The 21,635-nt window shown below is 67.2% G+C and carries 17 protein-coding genes; 5 read left to right on the plus strand and 12 right to left on the minus strand.

What is annotated here, in order from left to right; translation table 11 throughout:
- Window positions 1-17: 17 nt before the first annotated feature.
- Complete coding sequence (locus NS334_RS11540) at window positions 18-2,219, minus strand: S9 family peptidase (RefSeq protein WP_058756107.1); 2,202 nt, start codon at window positions 2,217-2,219, stop codon at window positions 18-20.
- Between the two features lie 173 nt (window positions 2,220-2,392).
- Window positions 2,393-4,201, minus strand: a complete 1,809-nt coding sequence (locus NS334_RS11545; protein ID WP_428835053.1) for a beta-L-arabinofuranosidase domain-containing protein — start codon at window positions 4,199-4,201, stop codon at window positions 2,393-2,395.
- Window positions 4,202-4,494: 293 nt separating this feature from the next.
- Between NS334_RS11545 and NS334_RS11550 the strand changes: the two genes are divergently transcribed.
- Window positions 4,495-6,537 (plus strand): amidohydrolase family protein, encoded by a 2,043-nt coding sequence (locus tag NS334_RS11550; protein ID WP_058756109.1) that lies wholly within the window; start codon window positions 4,495-4,497, stop codon window positions 6,535-6,537.
- Between the two features lie 3 nt (window positions 6,538-6,540).
- On the opposite strand, the gene NS334_RS11555 is transcribed toward NS334_RS11550, so the two are convergent.
- The gene (locus NS334_RS11555) at window positions 6,541-7,374 is read right to left on the minus strand and encodes an arylamine N-acetyltransferase family protein (protein WP_058756110.1); all 834 of its coding nucleotides are present in this window, start codon (window positions 7,372-7,374) and stop codon (window positions 6,541-6,543) included.
- 95 nt (window positions 7,375-7,469) lie between these two features.
- Here NS334_RS11555 and NS334_RS11560 point away from each other — a divergent pair, with 95 nt between their 5' ends.
- On the plus strand, window positions 7,470-8,597 hold the full coding sequence (locus tag NS334_RS11560) for a zinc-binding dehydrogenase (RefSeq protein WP_058756132.1): 1,128 nt from the start codon (window positions 7,470-7,472) through the stop codon (window positions 8,595-8,597).
- 4 nt (window positions 8,598-8,601) lie between these two features.
- On the opposite strand, the gene NS334_RS11565 is transcribed toward NS334_RS11560, so the two are convergent.
- Entirely contained in the window at window positions 8,602-9,888 is a 1,287-nt protein-coding gene (locus tag NS334_RS11565) for an aspartyl/asparaginyl beta-hydroxylase domain-containing protein (RefSeq protein ID WP_058756111.1), read from the minus strand.
- 106 nt (window positions 9,889-9,994) lie between these two features.
- Entirely contained in the window at window positions 9,995-12,991 is a 2,997-nt protein-coding gene (locus tag NS334_RS11570; protein WP_058756112.1) for a TonB-dependent receptor domain-containing protein, read from the minus strand.
- Window positions 12,992-13,209: 218 nt separating this feature from the next.
- Here NS334_RS11570 and NS334_RS11580 point away from each other — a divergent pair, with 218 nt between their 5' ends.
- Window positions 13,210-13,746: a hypothetical protein gene (locus NS334_RS11580; protein ID WP_153002721.1), complete on the plus strand. Its 537-nt coding sequence runs from the start codon at window positions 13,210-13,212 to the stop codon at window positions 13,744-13,746.
- Between the two features lie 4 nt (window positions 13,747-13,750).
- On the opposite strand, the gene NS334_RS11585 is transcribed toward NS334_RS11580, so the two are convergent.
- Genes NS334_RS11585 through NS334_RS11615 form a run of 7 tightly spaced genes read right to left on the minus strand, consistent with a single transcriptional unit; the run spans window position 13,751 to window position 20,085 of the window.
- The gene (locus NS334_RS11585) at window positions 13,751-14,914 is read right to left on the minus strand and encodes an NAD(P)/FAD-dependent oxidoreductase (protein WP_058756115.1); all 1,164 of its coding nucleotides are present in this window, start codon (window positions 14,912-14,914) and stop codon (window positions 13,751-13,753) included.
- Between the two features lie 39 nt (window positions 14,915-14,953).
- Complete coding sequence (locus NS334_RS11590; protein ID WP_058756116.1) at window positions 14,954-16,273, minus strand: cystathionine gamma-synthase family protein; 1,320 nt, start codon at window positions 16,271-16,273, stop codon at window positions 14,954-14,956.
- A gap of 11 nt (window positions 16,274-16,284) precedes the next feature.
- Complete coding sequence (locus NS334_RS11595) at window positions 16,285-16,698, minus strand: hypothetical protein (RefSeq protein WP_058756117.1); 414 nt, start codon at window positions 16,696-16,698, stop codon at window positions 16,285-16,287.
- A 56-nt stretch (window positions 16,699-16,754) separates the two neighbouring features.
- Window positions 16,755-17,477, minus strand: a complete 723-nt coding sequence (gene gloB, locus NS334_RS11600; RefSeq protein WP_058756118.1) for a hydroxyacylglutathione hydrolase — start codon at window positions 17,475-17,477, stop codon at window positions 16,755-16,757.
- A 1-nt stretch (window position 17,478) separates the two neighbouring features.
- Window positions 17,479-17,913: a VOC family protein gene (locus tag NS334_RS11605; protein ID WP_058756133.1), complete on the minus strand. Its 435-nt coding sequence runs from the start codon at window positions 17,911-17,913 to the stop codon at window positions 17,479-17,481.
- A 14-nt stretch (window positions 17,914-17,927) separates the two neighbouring features.
- The gene (locus tag NS334_RS11610; protein WP_058756134.1) at window positions 17,928-18,653 is read right to left on the minus strand and encodes an alpha/beta hydrolase; all 726 of its coding nucleotides are present in this window, start codon (window positions 18,651-18,653) and stop codon (window positions 17,928-17,930) included.
- Between the two features lie 19 nt (window positions 18,654-18,672).
- A complete protein-coding gene (locus NS334_RS11615; protein WP_058756119.1) occupies window positions 18,673-20,085 on the minus strand; it encodes a glutamate ligase domain-containing protein in 1,413 nt (470 codons plus the stop codon).
- Between the two features lie 65 nt (window positions 20,086-20,150).
- Here NS334_RS11615 and NS334_RS11620 point away from each other — a divergent pair, with 65 nt between their 5' ends.
- The gene (locus tag NS334_RS11620; RefSeq protein WP_058756120.1) at window positions 20,151-20,966 is read left to right on the plus strand and encodes an LD-carboxypeptidase; all 816 of its coding nucleotides are present in this window, start codon (window positions 20,151-20,153) and stop codon (window positions 20,964-20,966) included.
- Window positions 20,967-21,229: 263 nt separating this feature from the next.
- The gene (locus NS334_RS11625; protein ID WP_058756121.1) at window positions 21,230-21,589 is read left to right on the plus strand and encodes a hypothetical protein; all 360 of its coding nucleotides are present in this window, start codon (window positions 21,230-21,232) and stop codon (window positions 21,587-21,589) included.
- The last annotated feature ends 46 nt before the right edge of the window (window positions 21,590-21,635 follow it).

Below are 21,635 nucleotides of genomic sequence, written 5' to 3' on the forward strand. Positions count from 1 at the left end.
CGAAAAGCCAGCAACCTCTACTTCGGGCCGGCCCCGACATGCTGTTCGAGGAAGCGCTCGATCGTCGTCCAGACGTGGATGTCGCGCGACGCCGAATGCGTCTTGCCGGGGTACAGCATCATGTCGAACGGCATGTCCGCCGCCTGCAGTTCCGCCGCGACCTTCGTCGAATTGTCGAGGAAGACATTGTCGTCCGCCATGCCGTGCATCAGCATCAGCGGCGTCGTGATCTTCTTCGGGTCGATCACCGCGCGCGACGCGTCATAGGCCGGGCCGTCGACGCGCGGATCGCCCATGTACCGCTCGGTATAATGCGTGTCGTAGAGATGCCAGTCGGTGACCGGAGCGCCCGAGACGGCAGCGGCGTAGACGTTCCGATCCGCCTCGATCATCTTGAGCGACATATAGCCGCCATAGGACCAGCCGAAGGTCGCGATCCGCGTCGGATCGACGAAGTCGAGCGTCTTGAGATACTCGGCGCCCTTGCGCTGGTCCGCGACCTCGACCGTGCCCATCGCGTGCCAGATCGCACTCTCGAAATCGACGCCGCGATTGGCGGAGCCGCGATTGTCGAGCTCGAAATAGATCCAGCCCTTGCCGACCAGATGCTGGATCAGCGGGTTCTTCCAGTTGCGCACGACATATTGCGGACCGGGGCCGCCGTAATGCTGGAAGAACACCGGATAGCGCTTGCCCGGCTCCAGCTTCGGCGTGACCATCTGCCAGTGGAGATCGGTGGTGCCGTCCGCCGCCTTGATCGTGCCGAAGCGCACCGGCTGGTGCGTCGCGAGATAGGGGGCATAGGGATGGCCGCCCTCGACACGGTTTTCGTTGATCCACGCCAGCCGCCGGCCATCGGCGTCGGCCAGATAGGTCTGCGGCGGCTGGTTCGGGTTGGAGCGGGTGACGAGGAAGCGCCGCGCGGTGCCATCGGCGGAGACATTGTTGTACCAGCCGCGCTCGGTCAGGCGCGTGATCGCGCCGCGCTTCAGGTCGAGCGCGTAGAGTTGCTGCTCCAGCACGTCGTCCTTGTTGGCCAGGAAGTAGACGCGGCCCTTGTCCTCGTCCACGGCGGCCAGCCCGGTCACGACCCACGGCCCTTTCGTCAGTTGCGTCCAGCGGCCGTCCTTCAGCCGCCAGAGATGCCCGAAGCCATCACGCTCCGAATGCCACAACAGGCCGCCGTCCCGCATCGGACGATAATTGTCGCTGAGATTGATCCAGCTTTTCGCGCGGGCGCTTTCGGTGAACAGCACGGTCGACCGGCCGGTCGCCGGATCGACGCGCAGCACGTCCAGCTTCGTCTGCGCGCGGTTCTCGCGCTGGACCAGCAGCGCCGAGCCGTCCGGCAACCAGTCGACCCGCGCCAGATAGATGTCGGGGTCGGCGCCGAGATCGACCATCACCGACCCGGAGCCGTCGGCGCGCATGACGTGCAGCTCGACCAGCACGTTGGGGGTACCGGCCGCCGGATACCGCTGTTCGTAGATGCTGGTCCCGGTCGCGCCGATCGCGGCGCGGGTAAAGACCTTGACGGGCGCTTCGTCGAACCGCTCGACCGCGACATAGCGATCGTCGGGGCTCCACCAATAGCCGTCGGTGCGGTGCATTTCCTCCTGCGCGACGAATTCCGCCTCGCCGTAATGGACGGTGCCCTTGCCGGCGGTGGTCAGCGCCCGGGCGGCGCCCCCCGCGAGCGGTTGCAACCACACGTTCTGGTCGCGCACGTAGCTGACGAAGCCGCCGCGCGGACTGACGGTGGCGTTCAGCACACCGCCCGGCACGTCGGTGATCCGCCGCGCCTGCCCATCGGTGGTGGCCAGATACAGATCGCCGTCGAGCGGGACGAGCAGGCTGCGCCCGTCGGCGGACCAGTCGTAGCCGACGATCCCCTTGAGCGCGCCGATCCGCGCGCGCTCGCGCTGCATCTTCTCCGCCTCCGACAGCGCCGCGCCGGTGCCGAGCTTCAGGCTGTCGACCAGCATCCGCTCGACGCCGGTCGTGGTGTCGCGCGCCCACAGGTCCAGCCGGTCCTTGTCGTCGGGACGCGCGCGCAGGAAGGTCAGCAGCTTGCCATCGGGCGACAGCTTCAATGCGCGCGGCTGCGGGCCGGCGAGATCGGGCGCCGCGAACACCCGTTCCAGCGTGAGCGGTGCGTCAGCCGCCATGGCCGAAGCCCCCGCGCTCGCGAGCGCCGCCGCGATAAACCACTTGTGCATCCACACCCTCCATCGTGCCCAAGCTGGTGGCAAAGATCGGAGGGCGAGGACAGCGGAAAATGTGGAGTGCTACGCCGGGGGGCGACCGGAAGCGGTGATGGCCCGAGCCTCGCCCCCCCTCCGTCAGCGCTTCGCGCCGCGACCTCCCCTTGCCGGGGTGGTCAGGAGCAAGGTCACGCCGGCGTCGTCACTGCCGGCAACGGGGCGAGCGGCCAGTAGGTCGCATAGCGCTCGTGCGCGATGCGATGATAGGGGATCAGCCGCACCAGCGATCCGTCCCGGGCGGGAATCGTGAATTCCAGCGGCCCCTTCCCCGGCCGGATCATCCCCGCCAGGACCTCGGGCTCGCCGGCGAGCACCGGCACCGGCACCGGCGTGTCGTTATATTCGCCGTACTTGCGTTCGTTGACGATGATGTCCGCGCCGCTGGCCAGCCCCTCGCTGCCCAGCGCACCGGCCAGCACCAGCGGACCGTAGGTGAAGGCGACGATGTCCGGCGCGGCGGGCGCATGCTCGGCGACCGGCTGCATCGCGAACCGCACCTCGACCCGGTCGCCGTCCCGCCATGTGCGGTCGAGCGTGACATAGCTGCCCGGATCGCGCGATCGCACCACCTCCGCGCCGTTGACCAGCACGATCGCCATCCGGCTCCAGCGCGGATGCCGGACCTTGAGCGCGAGCGTGGCGGGCGTGGCAAGCGCCCAGCGCAGCCGCGTGACCGGCTGTTCCGGGAAGGTCGTTTCCTGCACCAGCCGGGCGCCGCGATCCTTCCACGTCACCGCCGAGGGGATGAACAGGTTCACGTACAAGGCGCGATCGTCGTGGAAGTAGATCGAATCGCGATACTTGACGTGATTCTCCATGCCGGTGCCGGTGCAGCACCAGAAGGAATCCTCCGGGGTGTGATACAGCTTCATGTAGCCGGGGCGGGCGCCCTGGAAATAGGTCGCCATGCCGCTGTCCGGATCCTGCGAGGCAAGGATGCCGTTGTAGAGCGTCCGCTCGTAATAGTCTGCGTATTCGGCGCGGGGATCCTGCAGGAACAACGCGCGCGTGAGCTTCAGCATGTTGTGCTGGCAGCAGGTCTCCGACCCCTTGGCGGAGAAGATGTGCCGGTCGAAATCGGCCATCGGGAAGAAATGTTCGTTGTCGCCATGCCCGCCAGTGGCGAAGGCGCGCGTCTTGGCGACCGTCTTCCAGAAGAAGGTCGCCGCATCATGGTATCGTCCGTCCCCGCCCGTCTCGTAGACGCGCTGGAAGCCGATGATCTTCGGGATCTGCGTATTGGCGTGCATCCCGTCGAGCTGGTCCTGCGTCCGGGCGAGCGGATCGAGCACCGCCTTTTGCGAGAAGCGGGCCGCCAGCGTCTTGTAATCGGCGTTGCCGGTCATCGACCAGAGATCGGCATATACCTCGTTCATGCCGCCATATTCGGTGCGCAGCATCTCCTCGAACTGCGCGTCGCTGAGCGGGCGGGTCGCGACGACGCCCCAGTCGGCCAGCCGCAGCAGGACGGCGCGCGCGGCATCGCTGTCCGCAAGCAGGGTCGCGTCGCGCAGTCCCGCATAGACCTTGTGGAGCGTGTACCACGGCACGCCGGTGATCGGCTCGCCACGCAGATGCGCCGCGACCAGCGCGGCTCCCTTCGGAAAGGCGCAGACCAGGCCGGAGCCCGACGCCTTCTGACAGGCGGCCAGTTCCCCCGCGATATAGTCGATGCGCTGCCGGAACCGTCGATCGCGCGTGGCGCGGTACGCCAGCGCGCAGGCGGACAGATAATGGCCGAGCGTGTGGCCGTGGCAGTTGATCTCCGCCCACATCGGCTCCGATTCCCAGCCGCCATAAACAGGCGCCTTCGGCTTCAGCCCCGCATTGACGCGGAAGTTGTGGAGCAACCGGTCGGGTTGCAGGCGCAGAAGATACGCCTCGGTCATCTTCTGCGCGTGGAGGAAGGGGCCGTCGTGCAACTCGACATCGGCCATGTCGAAGGGCGCCAGCCCACGCGCGGGCGTGTTCGGCAGGGTCAGCTGCGCCGCATCGGCGCCTGTCGTCTGCACCCCCGCGACCAGCGCGCCGGTGGCCGCCCCGGCAAGGAAGTGACGGCGCGACGGCGACGGACAACAGGATGGGGTGTTCACGGCTCTCTCCACATCGAACGGCCGCCTGGTTCGCGATCCGCCTGGTGACCGCAGGATAATCAACTGTCCGACAAATACCAGTCATTGCGTGGCGCGCGGGGACTTGCCAGTCTCCGGGAAAGTCCTGGGGGAATGACATGCGCCGAACGATTCTCGCGCTTCTGCTGACGGGCGCCGCCGTGGTGCCGGCCATCGCGGGTCCGATCGCCAAGGAGCAGTTGCTGACCCCGCCGGCCGATGCGCGCCATTATACGATCAGCTCGGCGGCCGGCACGCACGGCAATATCTGGTCGTGGACGCAGCCCGATGGGCGCATCGCCTATCGCATGTCGATGTCGTTGCGCGGCTGGCTGACCGAAACCGACGAGGTGATCACGATCGGCCCGGACCGTCGCCCGACCGCGATCGCCATCCGCGGCTTCACCGACAGCGGCGACGCGACCGAGACCTTCACCGTCGATCCGGACGGCACCGCGCGCTGGAAGACAGCGGTCGATGCGGGCAGCGCGCCCTATGCCGCCCGGCGCTACACCACCTATGGCGGCCCGCCGCTCGCCAGCGAGCAGGAGGTGGCCGCACTGGTCGCGGCCGGCCCGGCAGGCATCGACCTGCTGCCGAGCGGCCATGCGACGCTGACGGTCGGCGCGCCGACGCAGATCGACGGTCCGCAGGGCAGGAAGACCGTGCGGCTGGCGTTCATGCGCGGGTACGGTTTCTCGCCAAGCCCGGTGTGGCTGGACGAGAACAACCGGCTGTTCGGCTATGCGGGCGTCGTGTCGATGCTACCGGCCGGTTACGAAGCCGCCGGTCCGATCCTGAAGGACGCGCAGGACAAGGCGACCGCCATCGCGGTCCGCGACGTCGCGCATGCGTTCCTGACCCCGGCACACCGCACCCCGACGCTGATCGACCACGTGCTGCTGTTCGATTCGATCGCCGGCACCTATCTGCCGGATCGCGCGGTGCTGATCGCCGACGGCAAGGTGGCGAAGGTCGGCGCGGGCGGCACGCTGGCCGCGCCGAAGGGCGCGACGGTACTCGACGGGCGTGGCCGGACGCTGCTGCCCGGGCTGTGGGATGCGCACCAGCATGTCGGGGACGACTGGTCGCTGTTGCAGAACGTCGCGACCGGCATGACCCATTATCGCAGCCCCGGCTCGCTGATCGAGGACGTGCAGAGCATCGTGAAACGCCGCGCCGCCGCCGACCTGCTGGCGCCGGATGGCCGCACCTCGATCATCATCGACCGCAAGGATCCGCTGGCGGCGCAGGGCGCGCTGACCGTCGCGTCCGAAGCCGAGGCGATCGCCGCCGTGCGCAAGATCAAGGCGGCCGGCATGTGGGGGGTGAAGTTCTACACCTCGATGAACCCGGCCTGGATCGCGCCGGCGGCTGCCGAGGCCCACCGGCTGGGCCTGCACGTCCACGGCCACGTGCCGGCCGGGATGCGCCCGCTGGATGCGGTGCGCGCGGGCTATGACGAAGTCACGCACATCAACTTCATCATGATGCAGGCGATGCCGCAGGAGGTGGTCGACAAGGCCAATACCGCCGCGCGGCTGGAAGGGCCGGCGCGCTATGGCAAGGATGTCGATCTCGACAGCCCGGCGATGACCGCCTTCTACGCCGAACTGGCGAAGCGCGGCACCGTCATCGATCCCACGCTGACCGTGTGGGAACCGATGATGACCTCCGACGGCACCAGCATCCCGCCGGAATATGCGGCGTTCGCCGGGATCGCGCCGCCCGCCGTCGCGCGGGGATGGCGGATCGCGGGCTATCCGTTGCGCGACGGCCTGACCCGCGAGGATTATCGCAAGAGCTTCGCCAAGATGGTCGGCCTCGTCGGCCGGCTGCACAAGGCGGGCGTGCCGATCGTGGCCGGCACCGACGGCTATGGCCTGGAACTGGTCCGCGAACTGGAATTGTATCAGCAGGCGGGCCTGACCAACGCGCAGGCGGTGCAGACGGCCACGATCGTCCCCGCGCGGATGGTCGGCATGGCCGACCGCGCCGGTTCGGTCGGGCCCGGGAAGACCGCCGATATCATCCTGGTCGATGGCGACGTGTCGCGCGACCTCGGCAATCTGCGCCACGTCCGCACCGTCTTCCTCGATGGCTATCGGCTCGATGGCGACGCGCTGCGTCGGGCCAGCGGGTTGAGCGGCATGCCGGACTGAGCGTCAGCCGAACAGTCCCAGCGCCTCGACCTCGGCGGCGCTGAGCGCGATGCCGAACATCATGCTGAGCCGCATCCGGTAGACGCGCGGATCGGTGATCTCCGCCTCGGTCGCCGTTTCCGATGCGCGGCGGCGATACTGGCGGTCGGTCAGCGAGGCGAAGCCGCGCGGCAGGATGATGCTGGTCACGGTCGTGTTGGTGAAGCGGCTGGCGGGAGCGGACATCGACCAGTGATTGCCCATCGCCAGATCGCTGTCGTGAACGATGGCGGTGGTGAAGCTGTACTGCGGCTGCCACCCCTCACCCGTACCGCGCCCGTCCGTCGTCGCGGGATCGCCGTCGCGCAGCAGCAACCAGCCCTCCTCCCCGGCCCGCTCGTCCGCGCGGGTCAGGCGGAAGCGCGCGCCGTCCGGCGCCTCCGCCACCGCCCCCTCCGCGAGCGGCATGACCGGGGCATAGCTGCCCCCGAAGCCCGCGTCGGCGATCCAGTGCTGCCCGTCGATCGTCACCAGCGACAGCGTGTGCGTCAGCGGCGGCACCGCCCCCGCCCCCAGCCATACCCGCGCCAGCAGCGGGCGGGCGGTGAAGCCGAGCGCGGCCAGCGCGTCGAGCAGCAGCCGGTTCTGTTCGAAACAATATCCCCCGCGCTTCGCCGTCACCAGCTTTGCCGCGACCGCATCGCTGTCGATCGCGATCCGGCGGCCCAGCCGCACGTCGAGATTTTCGAACGGGATCGCCAGGCGGTGCGCATGTTGCAGGCGGGAAAGCCCCGCCGCGTCGCGGGTCGGCCGCGCAGGCAGGTCGAGGCGGGCAAGATAGCTGTCGAGATCGAACATGCCGAAACCCGTAGCGCGGATCGCCGGTCGAGAGAACGGGTTTGACCATCACGGAGACGCGGCCCATGTCGGGCGGACGCAAGAAGGAGGCGAGGATGAGCGACGTCAAGGGTCTGGAACTGCGCACGACCGTGGATGCGGATGGCTGGCTGACGCTCGACCTGGCGGAGGTCACGCACGCCGCGCCCGCCGACGACGAACTGCTGGTCCGCGTCGAGGCGGCGCCGATCAACCCGTCAGACCTGGGGCTGCTGCTGGGTCCGGCCGATGTGTCGACGCTGGAGGAGATCGGGGGCGGCGATCGTCCCGCCTTGCGCTTTCGCATCCCGCCGGCGCGGCTCGCGTCGGTTCGGGCGCGCCTGGGACAGTCCCTGCCCGCCGGCAACGAGGGTGCGGGCACGGTGATCGCGGCGGGCGCGCAGGGACAGGATCTGATCGGGCGCAAGGTCGGAATGATCGGCGGCGCGATGTTCGCCGAATATCGCACGATCAAGCGCCGCGACGCCGTTCCCCTGCCCGAGGGAGCCAGCGCCGCCGATGGCGCCGCCATGTTCGTCAACCCGCTGACCGCGCTCGCTTTCGTGGAGACGACGCGGCGGGAGGGGCACAAGGCGATCGTCCACACGGCCGCGGCGTCGAACCTGGGCCAGATGCTCCAGAAGATCTGCCTGGCGGACGGCATCCCGCTGATCAACATCGTGCGCAGCGCCGAGCAGGCCGCGATCCTGCGCGAGATCGGCGCCACGCACGTGCTGAACAGCAAGGACGACGACTTTCGGACCAGGCTGGCGGATGCCTGCGCGGAGACCGGCGCCACGATCGGCTTCGACGCGATCGGCGGCGGGACGCTGGGCAGCGACATCCTACATGCGATGGAGCAGGCGGCGAACCGGACCGCCGCAGCCTATAGCCGCTATGGCTCGGACACGTTCAAGCAGCTCTATATCTATGGCGCGCTCGACACCGCGCCGACCACGCTGAACCGGCTGGCGTTCGGTTTCCAGTGGAGCGTGTCCGGCTTCCTGCTGTTCCCGTGGTTGCAGAAGGCGGGTGCCGAGGTGGTGGCGCGGATGCGGCAGCGGATCGTCGACGAACTGACGACGACCTTCGCCAGCCGCTACACCGCCACCATCGGGCTGCGCGAGGCGCTGACCCCGGACGTCCTGCGCGCCTATGAACGCAAGGCGACCGGCGAGAAGTATCTGATCGACCCGACGCGGTAGGGGGTCAGTCCGTCACGCGCAGCTTTGCCGCCTCCGCGCCGTCGCCGGAGGTGGCGAAGAACGTGCGGAGCATCGCCCGCTCATGATCGGCGATGTGCGGATTCCACGCGTCGAGGATCAGGATCGCGCGCATCCGATCCGAGCGGTTCCACGCTTCATGCTCGATGGTGTCGTCGAATACCCAAGCCTCGCCTTCCACCCAATCGCGGGTTTCGCCGCCGACGCGAAAGGAACAGCCCGGCGGCACGATGAGCGGCAGATGGATGATCGCGCGAACGTTGCTGACGCCGGTGTGCGCCGGCAGATGCGCGCCCGGTTGGAGGATCGAGAAGAACACCGTCGGGGTGCGCCCCGGCAGGTCGGACAGAGGCAAGGATTCGACTATCGTGGCCGTCCGGGGTACACGCGCGCAATTCGCGTCGTCGCGTCGGCCGTCCTTCCACAAATGCATCGCGCTCCACGCTACCGAACCATCCAGCGGCGACCATTTGTTCTGCGGCGTGCCCGGCTCCATCGCGACGTAAGGCTGAAACAATGCCGCGTCTTCGACGAGTACGCGCAGAAGTTCTTCGCGAATTGTCCCAGTCTGTGCCTCAAGCTGAGTCAGCCACGGGAACTGCTGCCGGCTGAAAAACTCGTCGGCTGGCAGGAAGGGAAAGTGGATGCCCGCGCACTGGTTCGTGTAGATCGGGCGTCGACCCAACGCGTGGTCGATACAGGCATCAACGCGTCGACGTTCGTTAGCATCGAGCGCTGAGCGCGATGTTTCAAGCGCAGTGTCGATGCGAGCGGCGAGATCCGCACGCTCGCGGGCGATAACCGCGCGCGCATGGGCGAGCAGCGCCTCAATCGCCGGCGGACGTTCGTCGAACGCCATCGCCAGCGTCAGCACCTGCGACCAACGCTCCGCCGCAGCGACGCCCTCGCCGCGGCGATCGTGCCATTCGGCCAGTCGAACCAGAGCCATGAAATGGCGTTGATCGATCGCCAAGGCGCCGTCCAGGGCCAACCGCTCGGCGGCGTCGTCTCCACTCTCTCGCTGCGCCTTCGCCAAATTCATCCACAGCTCGGGCGCGCTCGGATCGACCCTGATCGCGCGCGCGAAGAACGCGCTCGCGCCGATTGGATCGCCACGGCCCAGCATGTCCATGCCCAACGCGTTGAGCGCAACGGGGTGCTCGTTCCCGCTGGAGAGAATTGCGTTGTAGTGGCGTACTGCCTCGTCAACGTGCCCCGCGGCGCGGGCGCGGGCGGCCGTCATCAGGATGGCTTCGATATCTTTATTGATCATGGCAACAGCCTATCGTCGCCGTCCCGCGATCACAATTCACTCTCGCCGCGAAAAGGGGGCGGACACATGGTCCACCCCCTCTCTGCATTGACGCTGGTTGCGAACCTTAGAAGGTCACCCGTCCGGTCACCGCGAAGCGACGTCCGATCGCATCATAAGTCTGCGGATAGGTGTTGCCGCTGTTGAAGGTCGTCGATCCGATGTTGCTGCCGACCGTCGGCGGCTGCACGTCGAAGATATTGATCCCGGTGACGGTCAGCTGGAAGTGATCCGTAACCTGGAAACGCGCCGACAGATCGAAGTAGTTGTAAGCCGGGATCTTGCGGAAGGCCGCGAAGGCCGGACCGTTCGAACCGAAGTTCGACGCGTCGGCGTCGAACGGCTCCTGCCGGTTGCTCGAGATGTGGCGCCACAGCAGCGACAGGTCCGCCCCGCCCACCGACACCGTGGTGCGCTGGTTGAACGTGAACTGCGGCAGGATCGACCCCGAATAGCTGCAGTTGATGCTGTAATAGCCCGTGCACTCGCGGTTGAGACCACCAGCGCTCGCCTGGAACTTCGAGTTGAATACGTAATTGCCGTTGAAGCTCAGCGCCAGCTTCACGTCGTCGGTGATGCTGGTGCGGAAATTCGCGACCAGGTCGATGCCATCGGTCATCAGGCGACCGCTGTTGGTCAGCGGCTGCGGCACGCCAGCGGTGGTGCTGGGATCGCCGTCGAGGCCACCGGTGGCCGGATCACGCCGGATCGAGGTGCACGCCGCGCTGGTGGCGCTCGCCGCCGTCAGGTTGGCGAAGCACGCCGCGATAACGTCACCCACGGCCGGGGTGGTCAACGCGTTACGAACCTTGATGTTGTAGTAATCGACCGACATCGTGAAACCCGACAGAACGGTCGGCGTGATGACGGCACCCACGGTGTACGTGTCGGCCGTCTCCGGACGATTGTTGGTGCTGTAGCTGAAGCTACCATTGATCTGACCTGCCGATGGCGGATCGATCGGGGTGATGAAGCCAGCGGCAACCGGAGCGCCCTGCGCGGCGCAGACCTGACCCAGCACCGAAGTCGCCGCGATCGCATTACCACCGTTCTGACAGGGGTCGTTACGCAGGTTTACCAAGCCGACCGAATTCGACGTGAACAGCTCGCCGATGGTGGGCGCGCGAACGGCACGCTGATAGTTGCCGCGCAGCTTGAAAGAGTCCACGACCTCCCAAGTCACTCCGCCCTTGTAGGTCCAGGCGTCGAACTTCGGATTACCCGGCGCGTCGACCTTGTAGCTCGAATAGCGAACACCGGCTTCGAGGGTCAGCGCCTTGAAGAACGAGACGTCCGACAGGACCGGGGCAATGGCTTCGGCGAAGCCTTCGACCACCGAATAACCACCGGTAACCGGCACGGTCGCACCACCGGCGCCACCGAGCGCACCCGGGTTCTGGGCAAGGATGTCGGCATAGGTTTCGGCGGTGTACTTGCGATACTCCGAACCGACCGCGACCGAGACCGGCTCGTTGTCACCGACGCGGAACAGATCGGTGGTCAGGACGCCGTGGACCTGACCAAGGCTGGCGCGCTGACCCGACGTCGCAGGAACGAGCAGGAAGTTGACGGCTTCCGGGCTGATCGTACCAGCTCCCCCGAAGACGTTGATCGGAACGCAGCCGTTCGAAGGATCGACGCATGCCGTGGTGCTCGTCGCGCGAAGGGCCTGCTGGAAGCGATCGGTGTAAACGTAGTTGCGGATCGTCTGCGTGTTGTCGCTACGACCATAGGCGCCGTAGACGTCGTAGCGGATCGAGTCCGTCAGGTCGCCGCGAACGCCGGCCTTGAAATTGAAGATCTGCGTCCGATAGTCGCTGATACGGCCACCCGCTTCTACCAGACGACGTGAGATGTTCGTGCTGACCTCACGATAATTGGGGTCGTTCGGGCTGGTCGCGGTCGCCGCCGCAGCGCACTCCGCCGCCGTCAGCGTCTGAATACCCGCGAGGTTCGGATTGGAATCGTTCCTGGCGCAGAAAGTGCTGCGCGCCGATGCCGGCAGGAACGGGTTGTTCAACGGCAGGAACATCGGGCTTGAGAAGGTGCCTGACGGCGCGATGATCGTCGAAACCGTGTTCTGCGAGAACAGCCCCTGGCTGTACACCTCGACATGATCCGACACTTCGTAACGTGCCGAACTGAAAAGGTTGAAGCGCTCGAACGGCGTCTGGAAGATGTTATACGGGTTGAAGTTGAACAGCGCATAGACCGGCACCAGCGCGCCGGTGGCCGGGTCGATATTGCGGTTTCCGACACCCGACACCGAGAAGCGCGCCGGAACAGCCGTCTGCGACGCGCCGCTGCCCGACCCATCGAATGAGTCGATCGTCAGATCGGAGCGCGGACGCGAGTTCGCGAAGAAGACCGGGTCCGCCTGCTGATAGCCAAGCGCGAGTACCGCGTTACCGCGGCCGTCATCGAAGTTCGCACCTACCGTCAGGTCAGCCCGGAAGATGTTGCCATCACCACGATCGGTGATCTGCTCGCTGACGTTCAGATCGACGCCGGCGAAGTCGCGCTTGGTGACGAAGTTCACGACACCCGAGACGGCGTCGGCACCATAGGTCGTGCTCGCACCGCCGGTAAGAACGTCGACGCGCTCGACCAGCGCCAGCGGAATGTTGTTAAGGTCGACCGCGCCGTTCAGGTTGGCCGGAACGATGCGCGCGCCGTCAAGCAGCACGATGTTGCGGTTCGTCCCCAAGCCGCGAAGATCGACAAAGGACGCGCCGCCATTGCCGTTGTTGGTGGATGAACCGACGTTGGCGGCGACACCGGGGGTATCACGCAGCAACTGCTCCGCGGTGTTGCTCTGCCGCAGCTGAATTTCGTTCGAGCCGATGACGGTGACCGGGCTGGAGGTCGTCAGGTTCGGATTGGAGATCAGGGTGCCGGTGACAACGATGTCGGCGGGCGTGGCATCGGTCGCCGTCGCTTCCTGCGTGGTGGCGCCCGGAGTGGTAGCTGGATCGCTGACTTGCGCAAAAGCAGGTTGCGCGAAGAGCGCCGTACCGACCAGCAGGGTCGAGGTGAGCAGGCGCGAACGATAGGCGTTCAGCATGTATGTCATCCCTTTTTTACGGATGGCGGTATGCTCCGCCACTCCGTTGTCACGCACCGATCCCGCAAGAAGCGGTTCGGAATGATACTTCGCTACGTCCTGCCACGCTGCGCAGCAACATCGTGAGCCGCAGGTCACGGTCTTTTTGTTAAAGTGTCACCACTTAGACACACTTCGGCCACTTGTCGCACGGGGCCAGCAGTGCGTAGCATGAGAGCATGTCCACTTCGCGCGTCACCTCCGCCGTCTCGATGATCGCCGCGGCGTTCGTCGCGATCCCTTCCGAGGCTGAGCAGAAGGACGCTAGCGTCCGCGTAGTGAACAGCTTCGTGGCCTGCCGCAGCATTGCAGATCCCCCTTCGCGTCTCGCCTGTTTCGATCGCGCCACGGCAGCGTTGGAGGAATCCGTGAAAGCCAATGACGTGCACATCATCGACCGTGCCGACATTCGTAAGGCACGCCGCTCGCTCTTCGGGCTGAGCGTGCCCGCCCTTTCCGTTTTGGGCGACGGACCCGATGAGAACAAGCGTGACGTCTTTACCGAAATATCCGCCGCCGTCGCAGGAACGCGCGCAAATCGCGGCGGACGTATCGACATCACTCTGTCGGGCGACGACGGGGCAATATGGCAGGTGACCGATCCGATGCCCTTCCCGCCCAAGGCCGGGGCAGAGGTCCGCATCCGCAAGGGAGCGATGGGCGGGTTTTTCCTGAACGTCGGTGGGCGCAGCTATCGCGCGATCCGGATCCGTTGACGCGTTACATCGCCTGGCCCGCCGCCCATCCGCTCGCCCAGGCCCATTGGAAATTGTAACCGCCCAGCCAGCCGGTGACGTCCACCGCCTCGCCGATCGCATACAGGCCGGGCACCGATCGCGCCTCCATCGTCTTCGATGACAATGCGGCGGTGGCGATGCCGCCGACCGTGACCTCCGCCTTGGCGAAGCCTTCGCTGCCGTTGGGTTCGAAGCGCCAGTCGGACAGGCGTCGCTCCGCCTCGATGAGGGCACGGTCGCTGGTGGCGCCGAGTTCGCCGATGGCGAGACGCGCGGCCAACACCTCGGCCAGCCGGGCCGGCAGGTCGAGCGTCTGGGTGAGCGTGGCGCGGGGGCGGGCGCGCTTCGCCGCCACCAGCCATCCGGGCATTACGTCGGGTGTGAAATCGATGGTGACGGGATCGCCGTGCCGCCAGTAGCTCGACACCTGAAGGATCGCGGGGCCGGAGAGGCCGCGATGCGTGAACAGCGCGGCCTCGGCGAAGGCGACCTTGCCGGCCCGCGCGACGACCGGGGTGGCGACGCCGGACAAGGCACGGAACAGCGCCTCGTCGCCCGGGAGCGTAAGCGGCACCAATGCCGGGCGCGGTTCCACCACCTTCAGGCCGAAGCGGCGGGCGATGTCATAGGCGATGCCGGTCGCGCCCATCTTCGGAATCGAGGGGCCGCCGGTGGCGATCACCAGCGACGGTGCGGCATAGTGGCGATCACCGTGACGAACGGTGAAGCGGCCATCGGCATGGCCGATCTCCCCCAGCGCGGCGCCCAGCCGGATCGTCACCCCGCCCAGTTCGCATTCCCCGAGCAGCATGTCGACGATCTCGCGCGCGGAGCGATCGCAGAACAACTGCCCCAGCGTCTTTTCATGCCAGGCGATCCCGTGCCGCTCGACCATCGCCAGGAAATCGCGAGCGGTGTAGCGGCCCAGCGCCGACTTCGCGAAATGCGGGTTGGCGGACAGGTAGCGGTCGGGCGCGGTGTGCAGGTTGGTGAAGTTGCAGCGCCCGCCGCCCGAAATCAGGATCTTCTTGCCGGGCGCATCGGCATGGTCGAGCACGACGACACGCCGCCCGCGCTGCCCGGCGACCCCCGCCGCCATCAACCCTGCCCCGCCCGCGCCCAGCACGATCGCGTCGAATGTTTCCATGGGCGCTGCCCGTGTCACAGGCGCGGGGCGAAGTCGATGTTACACCGCCCCCAGCGCCTGTTCCATGTCGGCGACCAGATCGTCGGCATCCTCGACACCGATCGAGATGCGGACAAGATTATCGGTGATGCCCAGCGCCTGCTTGCGGTCGTCGGCGACCGACAGGTGGGTCATGCCCGCCGGATGGCTGGCAAGCGTTTCCGTGCCGCCGAGGCTGACCGCCAGCTTGGCGATCTTCAGCGCGTCGAGGAACCGGAACGCCTCCGGCTCGCCACCCTTCAGATAGAGCGAGAAGGTCGAGCCGCCGCCCGTGCAGTGGCGACGATAGATGTCGGCCTGGCGGCCCTCCGCTTCGGCGAGGAAGCCGAGATAGCCGACGCGTTCCACCTTCGGATGATCGCGCAGGAAGGCGCAGACCTTCGCGGCATTCTCGCCCGCGCGGCTCATGCGCAGTTCCAGCGTCTCCAGGCTGCGCATCAGCATCCACGCCGTGTTCGGGTCGCAGATCGTGCCGATCGTGTTGCGCATCGCGCGGATCGTGTCGATCAGCGGCTTGGCGCCCAGCACCGCGCCCGCGACCAGATCGGAATGCCCGCCGGCATATTTGGTCAGGCTGTAGACGACCGCGTCCGCACCGTGCCGCAACGGTTGCGACCAGAGCGGGCCGAGGAAGGTGTTGTCGATCGCGATCGGCGGCACCTCGTCACCCGCGCCGAAGATCGCGTCGCGGCTGGCACGCACCGCCTGCACATCGACCAGCGCATTGGTCGGGTTGGCGGGACTTTCGAGATAGATCAGCGCGACGCGGCCGGCCGCATGCGCCTTCTCCAGCACCGCATCGATCTCCTCGCGGGTCGCGCCCGCCGGGAAATCGAGCCAGTTGACGCCGAACCGCCCCAGCACGCGCGCGATCAGCGTCTCGGTCGCGGCATAGAGCGGGCCGGAATGGACGATCGTATCGCCCGGCCGCACCAGCGACAGGAACAGCGTGGCGATCGCCGACATGCCGCTGGAGAAGGTCAGCGCATCCTCCGCGCCTTCCCAGATGCCGAGCCGATCCTCCAAGATCTCCTGATTGGGGCCGTTGAAGCGCGAATAGACAAGTCCCGACGCACCGCCCGGGCGCTTGCCGGTCACGCCCTCGAAATGGCGCTTGCCCGCCGCGGCATTGGGGAAGACGAAGGTGGAGGTCAGGAAAACCGGCGGCTTCAGCGCGCCCTCGGACAGCGCGGGGTCGTAACCATGGCCCATCATCAGCGTCGCGGGCTTCAGCTTGCGCCCGCCGATCGCCTCGACCTCCGGCTTGGGGGACTGGCGCGCTTCGACACCGGTCAGATCGTCTTCGGTCGGCTTGGTCATGGCTTCCTCACCTATTGTGAACGATAGGGGACGAACGCGCCCATCGCGCAGCTTCCGCTGGGGATGCCGGCGGGCAGGTTCACCGTCCGGGCGATATCGCCGCGGCACAATTGCGTCTGGAACTGGCGGGTGATGATCGTGTCGCCGCGCGACACCGCCTCGCAGCCGCCGCCGGTGTCGGTGACATAGACCAGCTTGCGGCTGACGCGGTAGATCAGCTTGTCCCCGTAGGCGGTCAACTGGGGACGGGTCCGGCGCGTGTCGATGCAGTCCAGCGGTTTGCCGGGCGTCTTGCCGGCAAGCAGCTTTTCATAGGCCACCCGATCCTTGTCGGCGCGGGACGTCGCCCGCTTCTGCACCGGAGCGGCGGCCACCGCCACCGCGCCGAGCGCCGCCGCGGCGGTAAAGGTCATGAGGAAACGCATCGCTCTCTCCTTGCCTTCCTGCATGCACCGACATGGTTACACGCGTTACGGTACCGTCAGCCGCGATCCTTTAGCAAGCGCCGCTGCGCGAATGTGTCGACATCGGGCGCGCGCAGGAACGGATTCGTCGCACGCTCCGCGCCGATCGTGGTCGGCACGGTCGGCGCGTCGGCGGCGCGCAACCGCTCCACCTCCGCCATCCGTGCGACCAGCGCTTCATTGTCCGGCTCGACCGTCAGCGCGAAGCGGCCGTTCGACAGCGTGTATTCGTGTCCGCAGTACACGCGCGTCGCGTCATCGAGATCGGCATAGCGGCGCATGTTGGCGAACATCTCGGCCGGCGTGCCCTCGAACAATCGCCCGCACCCCATGGCGAACAACGTATCGCCGGTGAAGATCGCGCGGTCGGCGGCGAAGTGGAAGGCGATGTGCCCGGCGGTGTGGCCCGGGACGTGCCAGACATCGGCGTGATGCGCGCCGATGGCGACGCGATCGCCCTCCGCCAGTCCATCGCCCAGCGCCGCGATCTTCGCGCGTTCGGCCTCGGGGCCGATCACCCTCGCACCATGCGCATCGCGGATCGCCGCCGCGCCGCCGACATGATCGCCATGCCAGTGCGTCAGCCACACGTCGGCGATCGTCCAGCCCCTCGCCGCCGCCGCCTCCAGCAACGGCGCCGCCTCGCCCGGATCGAGCGCCACCGTCCGCGCAGCCTCATGATCGTGGAGCAGCCAGGCGTAATTGTCGCTGAGGACCGGGACGCGGACGATGTCCAGCATCTCACCAGGTCCCGGTATTGGGCATCGACAGCCACGGCTCGGCCGGGTCGAGCGTGCCGTCCTGCAACAACTCGATCGAGATGCCGTCGGGGGTCTTCACGAACGCCATATGGCCGTCGCGCGGGGGACGGTGGACGACATGGCCATGGTCCAGCAGCCGCTGACACGTCGCGTAGATATCGTCGACCCGGTAGGCGAGATGCCCGAAGTTGCGGCCGCCGCCATAGTCCTCCGGATCCCAATTGTGGGTCAGTTCGACCTCGGCCTCGGCACGCTCGCCGGCTGCGTTCATGTCGTCGGGCGCGGCGAGGAAGATCAGCGTGAAGCGCCCCTTCTCATTCTCGATCCGCCGCACCTCCCTGAGGCCCAGCAGTTCGAAGAAGGCGATCGTCGCGTCCGGATCGCTCACGCGGATCATGGTATGCAGGTACTTCAACGTCACACTCCCGTTCAGGGCACCACATCCTCGACGGCGCGAATCAGCAACGCGATATCGTCCTCGCGCGAGAGCCGGTGGTCGCCGTCCTTGACCAGCCACGTCTGAACGTGCGGGGAGCGGATCAGTTCGGCGAGCGCGCACGTGCGGTGCCACGGCACGTCCGGATCCTGCTGCCCCTGCAACAGCCGCACCGGCCCGTCGAAGGCGATCGTGCCGCCCATCAGGCGGCTCGCCTCGCCCGACTGCCAGAAGCGGCGGGTGTAGACGGTCGGCTGAGCGCCATAAGGATTGGCGCGCTCCAGCCGGCCATGTTGCAGCAGGTACATCTTCTCGTCCTGCGAGAAGCCCCAGTCGGTGAAATCGGGCGCAGGCGCGATGCCGACCAGCGCCGCGACCCGATCGGGCCGGGCCAGCGCCACCAGCAACGCGATCCATCCGCCCATCGACGACCCCACCAGCACCACCGGTCCATCGAGATGATCGACCATCGCCAGCGCGTCGTCGCGCCAGTCGGCGAGCGACTGATCCTCGAACTTGCCCTCGCTGGCGCCGCAGCCGCCATAGTCGAAGCGGAGGAACGCCTGTCCCTTTTCCTTGGCCCAGCCCTCCAGTGCGACCGCCTTGGTGCCGGTCATGTCGGAGGCATAGCCGGGCAGGAAGACGATCGTCGGCCCGCGCCCAGGCGTGTGGTGATAGGCGAGGCGCGGACGCGGCGGCTGCGATGTGACGATGCTCATCCGCGCCACATAAGCGCCGTCACCCCATTCGCAACCGTTCGAGCATCTCCGCCGCGAGCAGCGACAGCGTATCGTCGCGCGCGCCCATGACGACGATCCGGTCGCCCGGTTGCGCCACGGCGACGCAATGCGCCGCCGCCGCCGCGCGATCGGGAATGTGGAGCGCGTGGCCGCCCGCCAGCGCGACATCGCGGACGACGTCGGCGCTGGTCACGTCCCGCGAGACGGTGCCGCCCTGATAGACGGGATCGGGCAACACCAGCAGGTCATCGCCGCGCAGATGCGTCGCGAACATCGCCGCCAGTTCGGCGCGCATCACCTTCAACGGGCCATAGCCGTGCGGCTGGAAGAGCGCGATCACGCGGCCGGGAAAGGCGTGGAGCGTATCCAGCGTCGCCGCGATCTTGTCCGGATTGTGCCCGAAGTCGTCGATGATCGCGACGCCGCTCGCCTGACCCACCAGGTCGAACCGACGGCGCAGCCCGGTGAAGCGCTCGACTCCCGCGACGGCATCGGTGAGCGATACGCCTGCCGCCAGCGCCGCGCCGATCGCGGCCAGCGCATTGGCGACATTGTGCAGCCCCGGCACCCTGAGCGCGACCGGCGTGCGCTCGCCCCGCGCGACCAGCGTGAAGCGGATCGCGAACGGCTCTGCCCGCATGTCGGCGGCGAACAGATCGGCGCTCTCATCCAGCAGCGAAAAGCGGGTCGCCCTTCCCGGCGGCAGCGCCATCGCCAGCCGCGCGGCATCGGTATTGTCGGCATTGACCACCGCGACGCGCGCATGGCCGATGAAGTCGCCGAACAGCCGGTTCAGTTCCTCCAGCGATTTGTGATCGAGGCTGACGTTGTTGAGCACCGCGACCCGCGGGCGATAGAGCGCGATCGATCCGTCGCTTTCGTCCACCTCGCTGACATAGGGTTCGCCCTGCCCCACCAGCGCGCTGGCGAACGGGCGATCGGGGCTGGCGAAATCCTTCATCACCGCGCCGTTCATCACGGTCGGATCGCGGCCGGCGTGGTGGAGGATCGTCGCGATCATGCCGGTGACGGTCGACTTGCCGCTGGTCCCCGCCACGCCGATCGGCTGCGCGGCGGCGTTGAACAGCGCGGCGTTGAGTTCGGCGCGCGACAGGCGCGGGCAGCCGATGCGCGTCGCCGCGACGATATCGGCGACGGTGTCCTCGACCGCCGCCGAGGCGACGACGATCTGATCGGGCGACACCACGCCGCTGCCGTCCTGCGCGAACAGTTCGACGCCGAGCGCGCGCAACCCGTCGAACTTGGCGGGCACGCGCCCCTGATCGAGCCCGCGATCGCTGCCCGCGACGATCGCGCCGCGTCCCATCAGGATCATCGCCAGCGGCATCATTCCCGATCCGCCGATACCGACCAGAAAGAAGCGCTGGCCCGATACGTTGCCGTCATGCATGGCGGCGGGCTATCGGCGCTTTGCCGGGAAGTGGCAAGCGGCCAAGGATCTAGGGGAACGTGACGATGCGGATCGGAGTGCTGGCGGCGAGCAGCGTGGCCAACCCGGACGTGATCGCGCCGGTTTCCGCCTTCGCGGCGGTCGCCTATCCCGAGATCGACCTGCTGTTCCACCCGCAATGCCTGGCGAGCGACGGTCATTTCGCCGGCTCCGATGCGGTGCGCGCGGCGGCGTTCCTGGAATATGCCAACGATCCGGCGATCGACGCGATCTGGTTCATCCGCGGCGGCTATGGATCGAACCGCATCCTGGGCACGATCATGCCGCAACTGGGGCCGGCGGCGCGGAACAAGACCTATCTGGGTTACTCCGATGTCGGCTTCCTGCTGGGGGCGCTCTACGCCCGGCGGATCGGACACCCGGTGCACGGCCCGATGGCGAGCGACATCCGGCGGCAGGGCGGCGACGCGACCGTGGCGCGCGCGCTCGGCTGGCTGGCGCGGGGCGATCGCAGCACGCTGGAGCCGGGGCTCGACGGGCGACCGACCGCCGCGTTCAACCTGTCGATCCTCGCCGCGCTGATCGGCACGCCGTACCTGCCCGATCTGGCGGACCATGTATTGATCGTCGAGGAAGTGTCGGAGGCGATGTACGCGATCGACCGGATGCTGTTCACGATGGGCAACGCCACGCAATTGCGGAGCATCGCCGGCGTGCGACTGGGCGCGGTGACGGACGTCAAGGGCAACGAGCCGGGCTGGAACGAGCCGCTGGACACGATGATGACGCGCTGGTGCCGCGATCTGGGCGTGCCGTATCTGGGCCGCGCCGAAGTCGGGCACACGCAGACGAATCGCGTCGTGCCGTTCGGCATCGCCTGAGCGAGACGCGCGGAAGTTCACAAACTTCACACCACGTCGGCGTTCGACGCGGGCGTGTGGTGCCAGGCCGGTGCGCGGATGACGGGAAGAGACGCAACGGACAGCCATGCAGCGTTGTAGCAAGGCGCGGCAGATGTAGGACAGGCCGGCTCGATGAACGTCGCCCGACCGCCGGATTACACTTTATCCATGTTGGTGCGGAGGCGAAACCACCGCGCAAATCAGCCGTTTTTCAGGCCTCGGATCAAACGAAGGAGGTCAAGATGAACAAGATGCTGATCGGTGTCGTCGCTTTCTCCAGCCTGGTCGCCGCCACCGGCGCGTCGGCCGCGCCGTGGGTCGTCGAGGAAGCGCATGTGCCGCTGTCGAACGGCGTGGCGGCGATCGCGATGGTCAAGAACGGCGATGCCGAACGGACGGTCGTCTGCCGCGATACCGCCGACGCACTGGTGAAGCTCCGGCCCGAAGGCATCGCCTTCGACACCAGCATGAAGCATGGCAAGAAGGTAACGACCGAAGAGGTAGTGGACGACGCGCAGATCATCCCGGTCGGGGTCGATGCCTGCACGATCGCGAAGGGCGACCATTTCAGCACCGCCGTGGCCAAGGCGCGCGGCATCTGACGTGACCGCCCGGTTCGCTCCCCTTTCCGCACCGGATCGATCGCGC

The organism is Sphingomonas endophytica (genome assembly GCF_001476895.1).
Lineage (GTDB): Bacteria > Pseudomonadota > Alphaproteobacteria > Sphingomonadales > Sphingomonadaceae > Sphingomonas > Sphingomonas endophytica_A.